The sequence below is a fragment of the Pseudoalteromonas sp. MMG033 genome, assembly GCF_057197785.1.
In genome coordinates this window covers 721208-736549 of record NZ_CM170070.1, presented here as the reverse complement: position 1 = coordinate 736549, position 15342 = coordinate 721208, and the positions used below count along the sequence as shown (strand labels likewise).

The following is a 15342-nucleotide window of genomic DNA, read 5'->3' as shown; positions in this document are numbered from 1 at the left end:
AGAAAAAGGGCTGCAATGGTGCAGCCCTTTTTTATAGCTTGTCTTTTAGCTGATATAGCAAAGCATGCGCTTGCTTTGGTGTCAGTTCATCTGGGTCAATAGACTCTAATAGCTGCTCTACTTCAGAAGGTTCAGTATTGAGTACTAAACTCTGTTGTTGAGGCACTGTCGTTGGCTGAACACCATCCACGACACTTTGGTGTTGCTCAAGCAGTGTGAGTTTTTGTTTGGCTAACTTGATAACGGCTTTTGGCACACCAGCAAGGCCTGCTACTTGTAAACCAAAGCTTTTACTTGCCGCGCCGTCGAGTACGGTATGTTTGAATGCTATGGTGTCATTGTGCTCAACCGCATCTAGATGCACATTAACAAGACCTGATTGCTGCTCAGCTAGCTCAGTAAGCTCAAAGTAATGCGTTGCAAATAATGTCTTGGCAGAGATTTTATTTGCAAGGTAGTCAGCTGTGGCATATGCCAATGATAGGCCATCGTATGTACTGGTGCCTCGCCCAATCTCATCCATTAATACCAAAGACTGCTCTGTTGCGTTGTTGAGTATAGTAGCGGTTTCAGTCATTTCAACCATGAAGGTTGAACGCCCTGAGGCAAGATCGTCACTTGCACCGATACGAGTAAAGATCCTATCAATTTGACCAATGTGCGCATGGCTTGCAGGTACAAAGCTACCAATATGAGCCATTAATACAATCAGTGCGGTTTGGCGCATATAGGTTGATTTACCACCCATATTTGGCCCTGTGATCAGCAACATCTTTCTGTCATTGCTTAAGTGCACAGGGTTTGCAATAAAGGGCTCACTGCTGACTTGTTCAACCACAGGGTGGCGACCAGCTTGGATATTGATTTCATCGCTAGAGGTGAGTTCTGGTTTACAGTAATCCAGTGTTTGTGCGCGCTCCGCTAATGTATTCAACACATCCAAGTCAGCCAGTGCCGCAGCCATTGTTTGCAGTTGCTCTAGGTAAGGAGCAATTAATTCAAATAATTGCTCATATAGCTGTTTCTCAAGTGCCAGTGCCTTGGATTGACTGCCTAAGACTTTGTCCTCGTGCTCTTTTAGCTCAGGTATAATGTAGCGTTCATTATTTTTAAGGGTTTGGCGCCTGATATACTCAGGTGGTGCAAGGTGCGCGTTGCCTTTACTGATCTCAATATAAAAACCATGTACCTTGTTGTAACCGATTTTTAAGGTACTGATACCAGTACGCTCGCGCTCACGTTCTTCCAATTGATCTAGGACGTCTGTTGCCCCTTCACTGAGTGCACGCCACTCATCTAGCTCTGCATTATAGCCTGTGGCAATGACGCCACCGTCTCTTATCAATACTGGCGGGTTATCAATGATTGCGCGCTCGAGTAAATCTTGTAAATGAGGTAGCTCTGGAGATTGCGCTTTGATCTGTTGGATGCGCGCATCATCACTCTCGTTTAACAATTGGTGCAGTGGTGGTAGCGCTTGTAATGCACTGCGAAGACGCGTTAAATCTCGCGGTCTTGCGTTGCACAGCGCAAGTCTTGCAACGACACGTTCAATATCACCAATTTGACGCAGGGCATCATACAGCTCAATACCTAAATGCATATCGAGTATGCTTGAGATGGCGTTTAGACGTGCATTCAGTTCAGCTCGGTCACGGACCGGTGTATGGATCCGACGCTTAAGTAAACGTGACCCCATAGGCGTCGCTGTTTTATCGAGTACCTGTGCTAGGGTGTTATCGATAGAGCCTGATAAATTGACTGTGAGTTCAAGGTTTTTGCGTGTTGCTGCATCTAAAATCACAGCGTGTTCATTTTTTTCTAAGGTAATGGCTCTGATATGCGGCAGTGCTGTGCGTTGGGTATCTTTGACATATTGCATGACACAGCCTGCTGCAATTAATCCCGCAGAGGCCGCTTCGACACCAAACCCAATCAAGTCTTTGGTACCAAATTGTTGGCACAGTAAGTGTTTGGCGGTGTCTAAGTCAAACTCCCAATCTGGACGACGGCGACAGCCTTTGACTTGCTCAAGTACGATTAAATTTTGAAATGACTCAGGGTAGAGTAATTCAGCTGGCTGCAAGCGTTGTAACGTTGACATCAGCGCTTCGTCAGTAGCCAGCTCTACAACATTAAAGCGCCCAGAGTTGATATCTAAATAGGCAACGCCATATTTGTTTTTATCTTGCCACACTGCAGCAAGCAAGTTGTCTTGACGCTCTTGTAGTAGGGCTTCATCAGTGACGGTACCCGGTGTGACAATACGCACAACCTTACGCTCAACAGGGCCTTTACTGGTTGCTGGGTCGCCAACTTGCTCGCAGATCGCAACTGACTCACCCATTTGCACCAACCTTGCCAAGTAGTTCTCTACGGCATGATAGGGTACACCCGCCATTGGAATGGGGTTACCACCTGCTTTGCCGCGATGTGTTTGCGAAATATCGAGTAGTTGTGCAGCACGAATGGCATCATCGAAAAATAATTCGTAAAAATCACCCATACGGTAGAATAGCAGGATCTCTTGATGTTGGGCTTTGATCCTAAGATACTGCTGCATCATAGGTGTTTGTTGCTTTATAGTATGTTCAGAATAAAGATCTAATGACATGCTTCTACCTAAGGTTTTTTGTATGGAAATACACACTAAAATCGCCGCACTAGCGGCACAATTGGGCGCTATTCTAACGAATAAAAGCTTCGTGATCACTACCGCTGAGTCTTGTACTGGTGGTGGAATTAGTTATGCGCTCACAGATACGCCGGGAAGCTCTGCCTATATCGATCGTTGCTTTGTCACATATAGCAATGAGGCGAAGCATGAATTACTGGGCGTATCAGAGCAAACGCTTGCTCAATATGGCGCAGTCAGTGAGCAGACAGTCATTGAGATGGCCGCAGGAGCAAGAACTGCGGGTAAAGCAGATATTGCGATATCGGTATCTGGCATTGCAGGGCCAAGTGGCGGCAGTAAAGAAAAACCTGTGGGTACTGTATGGTTTGCAATAGATATACAGGGGAATACACAGACGTTTATGCAAGTGTTTCCCGGAGGGAGAGCAGAAGTTAGATTGCAAGCTATTGAATTTATTTTGGAAAAAATAATTTCTTTAATAAAACAGTAAAAGCTCTTGATACTGTAATTCTATACAGTATACTTGTTCGCATTACGCTAGATTGGAGAAACAGATGAACGATAACAAACAAAAAGCATTAGATGCTGCATTGTCGCAAATTGAGCGTCAATTTGGTAAAGGATCAATCATGAAGCTGGGTGATAGCCAAGCTTTAGACATAGAGTCAGTATCAACTGGTTCATTGGGACTGGATATTGCTTTGGGTATCGGTGGTCTGCCAACTGGTCGTATTGTTGAAATTTATGGACCTGAATCATCAGGTAAAACAACATTGACGTTACAAACGATTGCGCAAGCACAAAAAATGGGTAAAACCTGTGCATTCGTAGATGCAGAGCACGCACTTGACCCTGTATATGCTGAAAAGCTAGGTGTTAATGTTGATGACTTACTGGTTTCTCAACCTGACACAGGTGAGCAGGCGCTAGAGATCTGTGACATGTTAGTACGTTCAGGTGCTGTAGACGTTGTTGTTGTTGACTCGGTAGCCGCTTTGACACCTAAAGCAGAAATCGAAGGTGACATGGGAGATTCTCACGTTGGTCTTCAGGCGCGTTTGATGTCACAAGCACTACGTAAGTTAACTGGTAACATCAAGCGTTCAAACACGCTATGTATCTTCATTAACCAAATTCGTATGAAGATTGGTGTGATGTTCGGTAACCCTGAAACAACCACGGGTGGTAACGCACTTAAGTTCTATTCATCAGTCCGTTTAGATATCCGTCGTATCGGTTCTGTGAAAGAGGGTGACGAGGTTGTTGGTAACGAAACACGCGTTAAAGTTGTTAAAAACAAGGTTGCGCCTCCATTTAAGCAAGCGGAATTCATCATCATGTATGGTGAAGGCTCGTCTAAGCAGGGTGAACTGATCGACTTAGGTGTTAAGCACAAGCTAGTAGACAAAGCGGGTGCTTGGTTCAGCTACAATGGCAATAAGATTGGCCAAGGTAAAGCTAACTCAATCAAGTTCTTGAAAGAAAACGTGGCAATTGCTAATGAGATTGAAGGCAAGTTACGTGAAATGTTATTACTTCAAGCAACCATTAAAGATGAGGAAGGCGAAGATAAAGGCCTTGCAGAGGTAGAAGACAAGCTATAACTCTTCATCATATCTAGCGAATATTCTAGAGTAAAAAGCCGCTTAATAGCGGCTTTTTTGAGTTTACAATTTACGGTTGGCATAAATTTAATTTAGGCTTTTATACCGCGCCATCAAAATCAAACTGACGCCAAGACTCATATACGAATACGGATACCGCGTTAGATAAGTTCATGCTGCGGCTATCTGGTTTCATTGGAATTCTGAGCCTTTGCTCTTCAGGTAGAGAAAAAATAATTTCTTCGGGCAGGCCACGGGTTTCTGGTCCAAACAACAATGTATCACCGGCTTGGTATTTTGGTGCATGGTGGTAAGCTTTGCCTTTGGTTGTGCATGCAAATACACGTTTAGGCTTGCGCTGTTCTAAATACGCTTCGTAAGACGGGTAACGCTTAACTTCACTGAATTCATGGTAATCCAGTCCTGCACGCCTTACACGTTTGTCATCCCAGTCAAATCCCAGCGGCTCAATCAAGTGTAATGAATAGCCAGTGTTGGCACATAAACGAATAATGTTGCCCGTATTTGGTGGGATCTCAGGTTGATATAAAACGATGTCTAACATGATTAACCTCTAACTCAATTTGAGCGCAGTATAGCTTATTGGACGTTGTGCAACTAGACAATATGAATAGGTTCTCGGGCCGTGATAAGTTTTTTAATTAATTCTTGTCTTGTAGAACAGTCTATTTAAATATTGATTATGTCAGTGAGGTAGGTAAATTGCTGATACAGAAATAGGGTAGCTACCTGTTTTTTGACATAAAGTTTCTACCAATTGGCTGAACTGTCGTATGATGAGAAGGTGGTCACCTGCGTTATTAAGGGGGAAGTGTGGCGCGAGATTATGACGCATTAGTACGTTTTTCAAGTATTTTCACCATCATAATGGCTGGTGTGATGATCGCCGCAAAGGCTTGGGCATGGCTCTCATCGGGCAGTGCCGCAATGTTGGGCTCATTAACTGACTCCATGTTGGATGTGACCGCGTCACTGATGAGCTTTTTTGTCTTGAGTTATGCACTTCGCCCCGCAGATGATGATCATAGGTTTGGTCATGGAAAAGCGGAAGCGCTCGCAGGTCTTGGTCAAGCTGCATTTATCTCTGGTTCAGCCTGTTTACTCGCTTTTCATGGTATTGAGCGTTTGTTTAACCCCGTTGAAATCAATCAGAGTTTACTGGGCGTCTGGGTAAGCATATTTGCCATTATTTGCACTTTGCTCGTAGTTGCAGTGCAACACCAAGTTGTAAAGCGTACCCAATCTTTAGCAATAAAAGCAGACTCGATGCATTACAAAGGCGATATCTTGCTTAATATTGCTGTACTTATCGCGATGATGTTGAGTCATTATAGTATTGGTTGGGCTGATCCGGTGTTTGCCATCGGGGTTGCTTTATATTTACTGTACAATTGCTGGGGTATTGCCCGAGAAAGTGCTGATCACTTAATGGATAAGGAGCTTCCAGAGGAGGAAAAAGCTGAAATCGTGGCGATTGCGACCTCTCACGCAGCCGTGTATGGCGTGCACAACTTAAGAACACGCCAAGGGGGGAAAGTGAAGTTTGTGCAACTTCATCTAGAGCTTGATGACGATATGCCCTTGATGGAGGCACATCAAATTGCGGATGAAGTGGTGGCACGGATCCAAGAAAATAGTGAAGGGGAAATAGATGTCCTTGTGCATCAAGATCCTGTTTCTTTGAGTGTTACTGAGTCTGCAAATTCATAGCATTGCGTCAGTACAGCACGCCTAATTGTGTCTTCTTCACAGAGCAGTTCATGCTTGCCAGGATAGCTTTCTACCTTACAAAGCGTTTGCTGCGATGCATATGCAAAGTGCGCTTGGCTATTGACGATACTGTCATGCTCGGCGCTAGCGATACCCATTGGCAGTGAAATAGGTTGCCTTTTTTTATTGGTTTCAAAAAGTGCTGCATTTAACCAGCCAAAACTCACGCCGCCAAGTTGTAACTCACGATGTTGTTCATAGAGTGCTCTGAATGCTTGATATCGTTCATCACACCCGGTGAGTTCATTATCTTCAAATGATTTTGGCTGATAAGATTGCTGGCCTATGGCAAAGTCTTTTGCTTTACCAAGTATGCAAGCGGTTTTTGCTACCGATTTAGCAAACCAGGCTGGGTAAGGGGCTGTATTTATCTCAAACATCGGTGCGCTGAAAAACGCCCCTTTTGCGTCTGTATTGGGTGTGTTTTCGAGATAATGACGCACGATAGCGCCGCCCATTGAGTGGGCTAAAAAAAGCCAACTATCAGTGTGAGGCGTCACTTGCTCTGCGATAATGAGGCGAAGTACGTCGCTATATTGTTTAAAATTTTGAATATGGCCAACTTGTCTATTGGCTAATAGGCGTTCAGAATAGCCTTGTCCGGGATGATCAAAGGTGACAACACCAATATTATTCTGGGCCAATTCCCAAAGTAGTTCCCTATATTTATAAGCGCTTTCTATTCGACCGTTTACCAATACAAGCGTGTACTTTGCTTGTGCAGGAATGTGACGAAAATAAAAAACTTTACCAACTTGAGTGTGGATATACCCTTTAATACCAACTTGCCAGTGCTGTTCGATGGCACATTGATTATCTGAAAGCGAAGAACTTTGACTATAAAACATTAAAGCTGCTGCAATGGGATCGTTAGGGTCACACAAAGACCTTGCCGATTATTAAATTCTATGTGGCCATGATGCACTTTTATCGCATGTTGCGCAATTGCCAAACCCAGACCAAAGCCGCCAGCTTTGTTGTTATCTGGGGTTCTTGATTGAGATGCGCGATAAAATGGAATGCAAAGCTTATCGAGCATCTCATCACTGACACCTGGACCATCATCGGAGACAGTGAGTACCAGACCTTGCTCTGCTATGTGGCTTGTGAGCGTGACTTGATTTTTAGCGTATTTGAGTGCATTGCGGATTATGTTTTCAATTGCTCTGCTGAGCAGGATCTCATCCCCTTCAATAATCGCATCTGGTAATTCATTAGTACTGATTGTCTTCTCTAGCTGTTGGCTTTCAAAATCCGCGTCATTAATAACTGGCGTAAGTAAGTCGATTACTGATATGGGGTGTGGTTCAAAATGATTGATCCCAGATTCCAGCTTAGAGAGCTGTAAAATATCACTGAGCATATGTTCGAGCAGTTGGGACTCTTTTTCGATCCTTTGCAAATAGCTATCCAAGTCGCCACTGGCTTTACTGGCAGCAATGCCCGTTGCCATTTGTAGTCGTGTTAGTGGAGAGCGCAATTCATGAGAAATATCAGCAAGCAGTCGTTTTTGACTCAGTACTTGAGACTCAAGCTGAGACGCCATCGCATCAAAGTCCTTGCCTAGCTGGCCTAATTCGTCTTGACGTTTATTATCGACATTTGCACGTGTACTAAGGGCACCATTGGCAAGTTTGGCTGCGGCTGTTTGTAGCTGCTTTATTGGTTTAAGAAGCCCTCGAGCAAACCAGTAGCTCAGTAACATACTGGCAAATAATATAATTGAGAGCTTGAGCCATTGTGGCAACAGTCGGACCTTTAGAAATAAGTCATCTTCACGGTTATCAATAATCATAAATAGTTGGAATTCATCGCCGCGAATATGCATTTTTAAAGGGCCATAGGCTCGAAACTTTTCAGTATTAATGGCTTTGGGTTCACCGTTAATGGCAAAGTTGAGTAGGGCTAAGTCGTAGGCATAGAGCTCTTCTGCACTGACTAAGCTTTTCTCAGATTCAATATGTTTGAGATAAACCTTTGCACGTTTGTTATGTCGTCGATTTGAGATGATCTGCGCAATCGATTTCTCTGGCATGCGTTCAACATGACGCTCCAATGATCGTTGTAAATGAAATAAGTTTTTCAACATTGGCGGTGAAATGTCTTTACTGGCCAACATATCAGGTTGTAATAAGCTAATGCTTATCAGTAAAGATAAGGTGCAAAGTATGGTTAGCCAAAACCAAAAAAAGACTTTTACTGCTAAAAATTTTCTCATATTAAGCTGTAAGGAATATGTATCCTGAGCCTCTTAATGTTTTAATAAAAGTATGCTCACTGCATTGAGCCAGTTTTTTTCGCACATTACTGACATGCATGTCGACGGAGCGGTCATAGGCAGCCAAAGGGCGGCCTAAGACGCTTTGGCAAAGAGTTTGTTTACTCACAATTTCACCGGCTGACTTCATCAGTTGATAGAGCACTTCATACTCGGTGCCCGTTAATGGGATGACTTGATTGTTTAGGCTGGCACTTCTCGACGCTATATCCAGTGCAAGGCCATGATACTCAAGTTGCAAAGGAGAGCTGTGCTGAGTTAAATGGGCAACTCTACGAGTAATGGCCTTGATCCTTGCAAGTAATTCACGGTGATTGAATGGTTTTGGAATATAGTCATCTGCGCCCAGCTCTAGACCAAATATTCTATCAAAATCATCGCCCTTGGCTGTGAGCATGATCACAGGGGTCATTTTTTTAAGTCGGAGAGATTTTAACACGTCAAAGCCATCCTTTTTAGGCATCATCACATCAAGCAAGATAACCCCGAATTCGTGATTTAAAGCTGAGTCTAAACCTTGTTCACCATCGTGTTTACATTCGACTTTAAACTGCTCAGCTTCTAGGTATTCTGTCAGCAACTCGCACAGTGACTGGTCATCGTCGATGATAAGAATTGACGTGCTCATAACGGCTTCTTTTTCAATTATCTAATGAAATCATTTTACTTAACTATAAGAGGCTTCGAATTGAATTTACACTTCTTTACGCTAAAAGATACGGATCAGGCAACCGATTCAAATCTTAGATTGATTTCATCATTTCAATAATATTTGCACATTGTTAGGGAAAATAGGAGCTCTGAGATGCCTTGTTATCGCTTTTGACATAACTTTACGTTAGCTTGACGTTGCTTTGCTTTAGGCTTGCTAAAGTTCACCATGACATGAATACGAGGCGCGCTCAGTTAAAAGGAGTAAGAGCGAACGTTCGCATTAACATAATCAACCGGAGATAGCTTGATGAATAAATTAGCCAGCCTACTACTAGCAAGTTGCATCAGTGTTGGAGTGATCCCACACACCACGTTAGCCAGTGAACCAACAAGTCATGAGCAAAAAACAAAGCGTCATCAAATGAAACCGTTTGCGCATTTAGAAAAACGGTTACTATCGGACAAGGCGATCCGTCATCTTGAACTGACCCAAACTCAGCAGGATAAGCTGAAAGCTGTATTTGCAACTTACAAAGCACAGCTTGAAGATTTAAAAGAGGCTTATCCGAGCAAGCCTCGCCAAGCGTTTAAATCAATCATAGAAGCCGATACCTTTGATAAAACGCAGGCGCAGTTGTTATTAGAGGAGCATTCACCGAAGAAGCAAGCATTTATGCTGACTATGCTTGAAGCACGGCATGCAATTCACCACATTCTGACGGATGAACAGCGTAGTAAAATCGCCAAAAGAAAGCGTAAGTACATGGCAAGCATGCAACATAAGCGCGATAATTAAGCATGATGGGCTGAGCACTGTTGCTCAGCCCATTTCAATTACTTTAGAAACAGCAGAAGCTGATTGCCTGCTGCAATAGTATTGTTCTCACCTTCGAAGATATTTTCGGCACTTTTAGTAATGACCGCACCGTCTAACCACTCATAAACTTCCTTATTGAAGGTCACAAGCACGTCAATGGGAAATTCGTGACTCTCTTCTAAGACCATAAGTATATTGGCAACTTCATCGATGATGAGGGCCCCATCATTGAACTCGACACAGAAATACAGGTTGTTGGCAACCTCTTTAAAGCCATTGGCAATATTTTCAAGACGTTCTTTACTCTGTCCCTGAGACTGTAATAGACCTAACTCTACATCTACCTCTTGTATCGATTCAATCAGTGCAGATACATCTTCATCATCAATGGGGTTTTCCCGCCAGAACTCTTCTGCGCTGAGCTCACCTTTATCGACTTTATTTCCTAAAGCCCCCATTTCATCGGGTGAAAAATCAAAAAAAGCATCTTCAAATAAATCGGCGTTTTCATCGTTTCTCAGACCTCCCGCATAGATTTTTTGGTTGTCTTTTAATGCGTCTAATACCTCTTTATTAGCGTGTGCTTTATCTTTTTTGGTGGTTGAGAGGTAAAAGTCTTTAAAGTTCTCATTACTTTTTTTAACTTGCTTGGCAAGTCTGTGAAAGTTACTGAGATCTTTTTGCATCGACATGTAATGAGTCACTTCACCTTGCTCATTTTTGATTTCAGATATATTCCACTCGACAGGGTACATGCTGCCATCTTTACGGTAGTTAATTGATGCACCATAAAAAAAGCCATGCTCTTTTAAAGCGGGGGTAAGCTTTTCTATGATGCGTTTATTACTCTTTGGCCCTTGTAGTATGCGAGGAGACATACCAACCAGCTCTGCCAATTCATATCCAGTGTGGCGACAAAAAACGGGGTTTGCATAGATGATCCGATAGCCTGCGCTGGCATCAGCATCCGTAATAACAATCGCATGGTGTGAGTGCATAAGTACTTGCTTCAACAACTCGAGTGGCGAGCATTCATTCAGCATTTGACTGAAAAATAGCATCTCTTCCATGTCTTTTGCTTGGTTGGGCATGAGTGGGCCTATTATGTGGCGTCTGTTTAGAGCTTAAGTATTGTCTTTTATGGAGGAAATGCCAAAAAATATAAAGGCAGTGTTTGGCTTACCCTTTTCATTAGAAGGGTAAGCGCAACTTTTCTATTTGTATTTAAATTTCACAGGAGCGTAACTCTCAAGTAGCTCGACAAGCTCCGCTTTTGTTGATGCCTCTTTTAGATAGACATCGATAAATTGCAGACTGATTGAGTTGACGATCTCGGTCACAAGGTAAGGATCTATACTACCCAAAAAAGGTAGATTGCGATCAAATGGAAACACATAAGGGTAATCTGAAAAATCCCAATGTAATGCTCCGTTAATTTGCAGCATATAAGTATCGGCAACTTGTTGATTGAACACCACGCTATAATCTCCGTTGAGAGGTAGCTCTGAGTGCATCATCAAATAAGGCTTGAGCGATGGCATATTAGGAGACAAATTAAAATGTAAGCCATCAAAGTTGATTGCGCCTTTGCATTGATAAACTTGCTGGCAAAATGCGGCAACAGTGGGTCCGCCAAAGGAAAGGCCAATCGCAGCCAAGCGAGTCAGATCTAACTGACCTTTAAAGGTTTTTAGGTGCTCATCCACATAGTGCATTCCCCAGTATTGGCCATATTGAAGTCGCGTGAGTTGATCAAACGCAAAATGCATGTCTGCCACCCACATATCGAGCGCTTTGCGATCGCCTTCAGTCCAGCTCATTAATTGGTAAACTCGGGCGACCTGTTCATCATTGAGTTCAATGCCTGCAAGGGCATCTAATTCAGCAACCAATTCATCAAAGCTCACATCTGCTAATTCACTGATATAAAAATCATTGGCTCGCGCGTCACTGTCATAGGTCGCATGTTGGTTATGACTTTGAGTAACAAACTGAGCGTGGTGAGGGTGGCCGACACTGACAGCGATATAACCTTTTTTGGCAAGCTCTATCATTAGGATCTCTTTATCTTCAACCGTTGACTGATAGCCATGTGAGTACATCACTATGGGAAAGGGGGCTGAGCTTTCAGCCAGAGGCGCATTTTTAGTGAGTTCAAAAGGGAGCGTTTTTAAGTATTGATGTAATTGTGTGTGGTGTTCTGACGGTGTGGCTGTCGAATAAGGGTATTGCTCGGTGTGAAAGTGCAAGTAGCTGGGTAAATCCGTATTGGGGCTAGTAGTTGGATACCAAATTTTTATCAAAATATCTCGGTAGTCCGAGTGATCTAAGGTGAGCTTTTCGGTTCGACTATAATCGGTAGCGGTGAAATAGGTGACCCCCACGGAGTATTCATATGCGTTGATATGTGTACTTAGGAATGTGAAAAACAATAGGTTGACCACATTGGCTAATTGCTTTTTAAACATCATTATTGTCCTTATCATGTTGTATTGAAATTTATCTTGATAAGAATTCAAAGTGAAATGCAAGCGACAAAACAGGGTCATGTTGTGTATTTTATATAAGGTGATGTTTTTACATGGACTTGGTAAACATGAAAGTTTATCAACAGTAAGTTATTTAGAGGGGGAGCAGAAGAGATGTGTAATGATAGGTTAAAGTTACTTGCGGGCTAAGATAATCAAAGCAGGCGAAAGAAATATAATGCTGCGTGAATAGCATTACCTCTTTCACCGATGTCAGTATGCTTACTGTAAAGAAGGGTTGTGTTAAGAGCTTTGGTGCCCTCTGATCTTGGTAATTAATTCGCTTAAGTCGATAGAGCAAAATGCACATATCGCGAAAAACTGATTTAATTTAGGTTGGCCTACATCACGTTCCCAGTTTTCGTAAGTTTTTCGGCATACACCTAAATGCTTGGCCATGATTTCGGTTGTGACCCCTTTTTTCTTTCGCAATGCTCTTAGGTCATCACCAGTGATATATCTTGCAAAAAAATCTACCATTTCCTCTTCCTTTTAACATCTATTCCGTTATGTGTTTTCAATACTTAAAGACGCTTTGTTACAGCTTTGCCAAGCAACACTGAAAAACAAGTTATTTGGCAAGTCTTATGAATGCCACTCATTGCCCAACATGAATAAATACAATCAAGCAAAAATAAAAAGTTGCTTAGATAGTGTGCTACTTATCTATGATTTAGATTGTAATTTTTTACAAATTTTTATCACAATACCCCATTGTTGTCTATTGTTCATTCAGTAATATGAAATGTTTCATAAGAGGTATCTATGTACTAAAAACCGTATTTATATTGACTGAATTTTACCCATACTTATTTTTTATTGTGTAATAAAAGAACGCATTAACTTATTTGAACACGTCATTTATATTGCTGATTATTTTGTATGGTTATGATTGTAATTGCATTTTCAATGATTATTTTAATTTTTAGTAAGTTTTTTCCAAAACTTTTGTATTTTAAATGGAAGGGCGTTCTGAATGGAGCATATCTACTGAAGTGACACTTTTAAGTTGATTAAGAGTAATTTATTGTTGCCAATATTGAATTAATTTGATTTGTTTTAGGTGTAAAGAGTTGTGAGAATGGTGAATATGTTCGTGGAAAATGTAGTGACTACTTATGCAGCCACTACATTAATATATTTACTGTTCAATCCATGCTTTTGCAGCAGTAAGGATCCCATCGCTGTCTAGGCCCATTTCACTGTGCATTTGCGCTTGCGTACCATGTTTGATGAATTCATCCGGTATGCCTAAGTGCTTAACAGGGCGTGCGATATTTTGTTGTGCAAAATATTCGCTAACTGCACTGCCTGCACCGCCAGCAATGGCATTGTCTTCCAATGTAATAAAGTGAGTGTGTGTTTTGGCAAGAGAAGCAAGCAAAGAATCATCTAGCGGCTTCACAAAACGCATATCGACAAGTGTTGCATCTAACTGCTCTGCAACGCTGCGAGCATTATCTAGCAATGTACCAAAGTTTAGTATCGCGAGTTTTTGTCCTTCACGAATGGTGTTGGCTTTGCCGATAGGTAACTGCGTCATCTCAGGTGTTGGTTCAACACTACCTGCCGAGCCTCGAGGGTATCTAACTGCCGCAGGTTGATTGAGCGTGTGTCCAGTGTAAAGCATTTGCCTACACTCGTTGAGGTCGCTCGGTGCCATAATCACTAAATTAGGAATACATCGCATGAAGCTTAGATCGTATGCCCCTTGGTGTGTTTCTCCATCAGCTCCGACAATACCTGCTCTATCTATCGCAAATAGTACGGGGAGGTTTTGGATTGCCACATCGTGAATTAACTGGTCATATGCACGTTGTAAAAAGCTAGAATAGATAGCTACAACAGGGTTTAAGCCTTCACAGGCAAAACCAGCGCCTAAAGTCACAGCGTGTTGCTCTGCGATAGCAACATCAAAATATTGACTTGGGTGCTCTTTAGAAAAACGCACCATACCAGAGCCTTCTCGCATGGCTGGTGTAATAGCCATTAGCTTAGGGTCTTGCTCCGCCATGTCACATAACCAATCACCAAATACTTTGGAGAACGTAGGCGCGCTTGGTTTGCTTTTTGGCAGTTGGTGAATGCTAGGGTCAAACTTTGGTACACCATGATAGCCAATTGGATCGGCTTCAGCAGGTTGATACCCTTTTCCTTTTTGCGTTTTCACATGCAGCAATTGTGGGCCTTTTAAGTTGCGCATATTGCGCAGCGTATCGACCAACATACCAACATCATGACCGTCAATAGGGCCAATATAGTTAAAGCCTAGCTCTTCGAAAAACGTGCCTGGTATCACCATACCTTTTAAATGTTCTTCAACTTTACTGGCGAGCTCTTTCACTGGTGGTACGCCTGAAAGCAGTTTTTTACCACCTTCGCGGATATTGGTATAAAAGCTACCTGAAAGAATACGAGCAAAATGATTATTGAGTGCGCCAACATTTTCCGAAATAGACATTTCGTTGTCGTTTAAAATTACCAACATGTCTGATTTAACATCACCGGCATGGTTCATTGCTTCGAAAGCCATACCTGCTGTCATTGCACCATCGCCAATCACCGCAACTGTTTTGCGGTTTTTGCCTTCCTTCTCTGCGGCAATTGCCATTGCCAATGCGGCTGAGATAGATGTACTCGAGTGACCGACACTAAACGTATCATATTCACTTTCTTCTCTAAACGGGAAAGGGTGCAAACCATCTTTTTGACGAATAGTATGCATCTGCTCTTTTCGACCAGTTAATATTTTATGTGGGTAAGCTTGATGACCAACATCCCAAACCAGTCTATCTACTGGGGTATTGTAAACATAATGAAGGGCGACGGTTAGTTCAACGGTACCTAATCCAGACGCCAAGTGACCACTGCTTTGAGAGACAGAGTCTAATAAATAATTTCTTAGCTCAGCACTAAATTCGTTCAGCTTGTGCTGAGGCAGCTGCCTTAGCTGTTGTGGCTGATCGACCAATGCCAATAACGGATACTTGCTACTATCAAGAGTCATATTATTCGTAATATCCTTAGCAAAC

The 15342-nt window shown here is 42.5% G+C and carries 13 protein-coding genes; 4 read left to right on the top strand and 9 right to left on the bottom strand.

The genetic code is table 11. The features are described from left to right. Positions 1 to 31 precede the first annotated feature (31 nt). Positions 32 to 2614, bottom strand: coding sequence for a DNA mismatch repair protein MutS (gene mutS, locus AC2CZC_RS03530; protein ID WP_484583838.1), 2583 nt, complete (start codon positions 2612 to 2614; stop codon positions 32 to 34). Between the two features lie 22 nt (positions 2615 to 2636). Here mutS and AC2CZC_RS03525 point away from each other — a divergent pair, with 22 nt between their 5' ends. Both AC2CZC_RS03525 and recA read left to right on the top strand, forming a co-directional pair. After that, a complete protein-coding gene (locus AC2CZC_RS03525) occupies positions 2637 to 3128 on the top strand; it encodes a CinA family protein (RefSeq protein WP_063363167.1) in 492 nt (163 codons plus the stop codon). Between the two features lie 64 nt (positions 3129 to 3192). Next, on the top strand, positions 3193 to 4242 hold the full coding sequence (gene recA, locus AC2CZC_RS03520; RefSeq protein ID WP_063363168.1) for a recombinase RecA: 1050 nt from the start codon (positions 3193 to 3195) through the stop codon (positions 4240 to 4242). A 100-nt stretch (positions 4243 to 4342) separates the two neighbouring features. Here the strand turns inward: recA and trmL are convergent, their stop codons facing one another. Next, positions 4343 to 4807 carry a tRNA (uridine(34)/cytosine(34)/5-carboxymethylaminomethyluridine(34)-2'-O)-methyltransferase TrmL gene (trmL, locus tag AC2CZC_RS03515; RefSeq protein ID WP_023398897.1) on the bottom strand — a complete coding sequence of 155 codons (465 nt, stop codon included), beginning with the start codon at positions 4805 to 4807 and terminating at the stop codon, positions 4343 to 4345. 269 nt (positions 4808 to 5076) lie between these two features. Between trmL and AC2CZC_RS03510 the strand changes: the two genes are divergently transcribed. Continuing rightward, the gene (locus AC2CZC_RS03510; protein ID WP_484583837.1) at positions 5077 to 5973 is read left to right on the top strand and encodes a cation diffusion facilitator family transporter; all 897 of its coding nucleotides are present in this window, start codon (positions 5077 to 5079) and stop codon (positions 5971 to 5973) included. Here the strand turns inward: AC2CZC_RS03510 and AC2CZC_RS03505 are convergent. From AC2CZC_RS03505 to AC2CZC_RS03495, 3 genes are read right to left on the bottom strand one after another with little or no spacing between them, the layout of a single operon-like run. Further along, positions 5928 to 6881, bottom strand: coding sequence for an alpha/beta fold hydrolase (locus AC2CZC_RS03505; protein WP_484583836.1), 954 nt, complete (start codon positions 6879 to 6881; stop codon positions 5928 to 5930). The two genes, AC2CZC_RS03510 and AC2CZC_RS03505, sit on opposite strands and share 46 nt — an antisense overlap. After that, entirely contained in the window at positions 6881 to 8251 is a 1371-nt protein-coding gene (locus AC2CZC_RS03500; RefSeq protein WP_484583835.1) for an ATP-binding protein, read from the bottom strand. Before AC2CZC_RS03500 ends, AC2CZC_RS03505 begins: the two co-directional genes overlap by 1 nt. A 1-nt stretch (position 8252) precedes the next feature. Further along, the gene (locus AC2CZC_RS03495; protein ID WP_484583834.1) at positions 8253 to 8939 is read right to left on the bottom strand and encodes a response regulator; all 687 of its coding nucleotides are present in this window, start codon (positions 8937 to 8939) and stop codon (positions 8253 to 8255) included. A gap of 333 nt (positions 8940 to 9272) precedes the next feature. Here AC2CZC_RS03495 and AC2CZC_RS03490 point away from each other — a divergent pair, with 333 nt between their 5' ends. Beyond that, the gene (locus tag AC2CZC_RS03490; RefSeq protein WP_484583833.1) at positions 9273 to 9761 is read left to right on the top strand and encodes a Spy/CpxP family protein refolding chaperone; all 489 of its coding nucleotides are present in this window, start codon (positions 9273 to 9275) and stop codon (positions 9759 to 9761) included. Positions 9762 to 9799: 38 nt separating this feature from the next. Here AC2CZC_RS03490 and AC2CZC_RS03485 read toward each other — a convergent pair whose 3' ends face one another. The 4 genes from AC2CZC_RS03485 to dxs all read right to left on the bottom strand — a co-directional run bounded on the left by AC2CZC_RS03485 (position 9800) and on the right by dxs (position 15317). After that, positions 9800 to 10873, bottom strand: a complete 1074-nt coding sequence (locus tag AC2CZC_RS03485) for a PAS domain-containing protein (protein ID WP_484583832.1) — start codon at positions 10871 to 10873, stop codon at positions 9800 to 9802. 123 nt (positions 10874 to 10996) lie between these two features. Further along, positions 10997 to 12253, bottom strand: a complete 1257-nt coding sequence (locus AC2CZC_RS03480; RefSeq protein WP_484583831.1) for an alpha/beta hydrolase — start codon at positions 12251 to 12253, stop codon at positions 10997 to 10999. 300 nt (positions 12254 to 12553) lie between these two features. After that, positions 12554 to 12790 (bottom strand): helix-turn-helix domain-containing protein, encoded by a 237-nt coding sequence (locus AC2CZC_RS03475; protein WP_484583830.1) that lies wholly within the window; start codon positions 12788 to 12790, stop codon positions 12554 to 12556. Between the two features lie 661 nt (positions 12791 to 13451). Continuing rightward, positions 13452 to 15317: a 1-deoxy-D-xylulose-5-phosphate synthase gene (gene dxs / locus AC2CZC_RS03470; RefSeq protein WP_484583829.1), complete on the bottom strand. Its 1866-nt coding sequence runs from the start codon at positions 15315 to 15317 to the stop codon at positions 13452 to 13454. Positions 15318 to 15342 lie beyond the last annotated feature (25 nt).

Excerpts from the sequence above, each read along its gene's own strand:
- mutS (WP_484583838.1), bottom strand. The coding sequence starts at position 2,614 with ATGTCATTAGATCTTTATTCTGAACATACTATAAAGCAACAAACACCT.
- AC2CZC_RS03525 (WP_063363167.1), top strand. The coding sequence starts at position 2,637 with ATGGAAATACACACTAAAATCGCCGCACTAGCGGCACAATTGGGCGCT.
- recA (WP_063363168.1), top strand. The coding sequence starts at position 3,193 with ATGAACGATAACAAACAAAAAGCATTAGATGCTGCATTGTCGCAAATT.
- trmL (WP_023398897.1), bottom strand. The coding sequence starts at position 4,807 with ATGTTAGACATCGTTTTATATCAACCTGAGATCCCACCAAATACGGGC.
- AC2CZC_RS03505 (WP_484583836.1), bottom strand. The coding sequence starts at position 6,881 with ATGTTTTATAGTCAAAGTTCTTCGCTTTCAGATAATCAATGTGCCATC.
- AC2CZC_RS03500 (WP_484583835.1), bottom strand. The coding sequence starts at position 8,251 with ATGAGAAAATTTTTAGCAGTAAAAGTCTTTTTTTGGTTTTGGCTAACC.
- AC2CZC_RS03495 (WP_484583834.1), bottom strand. The coding sequence starts at position 8,939 with ATGAGCACGTCAATTCTTATCATCGACGATGACCAGTCACTGTGCGAG.
- AC2CZC_RS03490 (WP_484583833.1), top strand. The coding sequence starts at position 9,273 with ATGAATAAATTAGCCAGCCTACTACTAGCAAGTTGCATCAGTGTTGGA.
- AC2CZC_RS03485 (WP_484583832.1), bottom strand. The coding sequence starts at position 10,873 with ATGCCCAACCAAGCAAAAGACATGGAAGAGATGCTATTTTTCAGTCAA.
- AC2CZC_RS03480 (WP_484583831.1), bottom strand. The coding sequence starts at position 12,253 with ATGATGTTTAAAAAGCAATTAGCCAATGTGGTCAACCTATTGTTTTTC.
- AC2CZC_RS03475 (WP_484583830.1), bottom strand. The coding sequence starts at position 12,790 with ATGGTAGATTTTTTTGCAAGATATATCACTGGTGATGACCTAAGAGCA.
- dxs (WP_484583829.1), bottom strand. The coding sequence starts at position 15,317 with ATGACTCTTGATAGTAGCAAGTATCCGTTATTGGCATTGGTCGATCAG.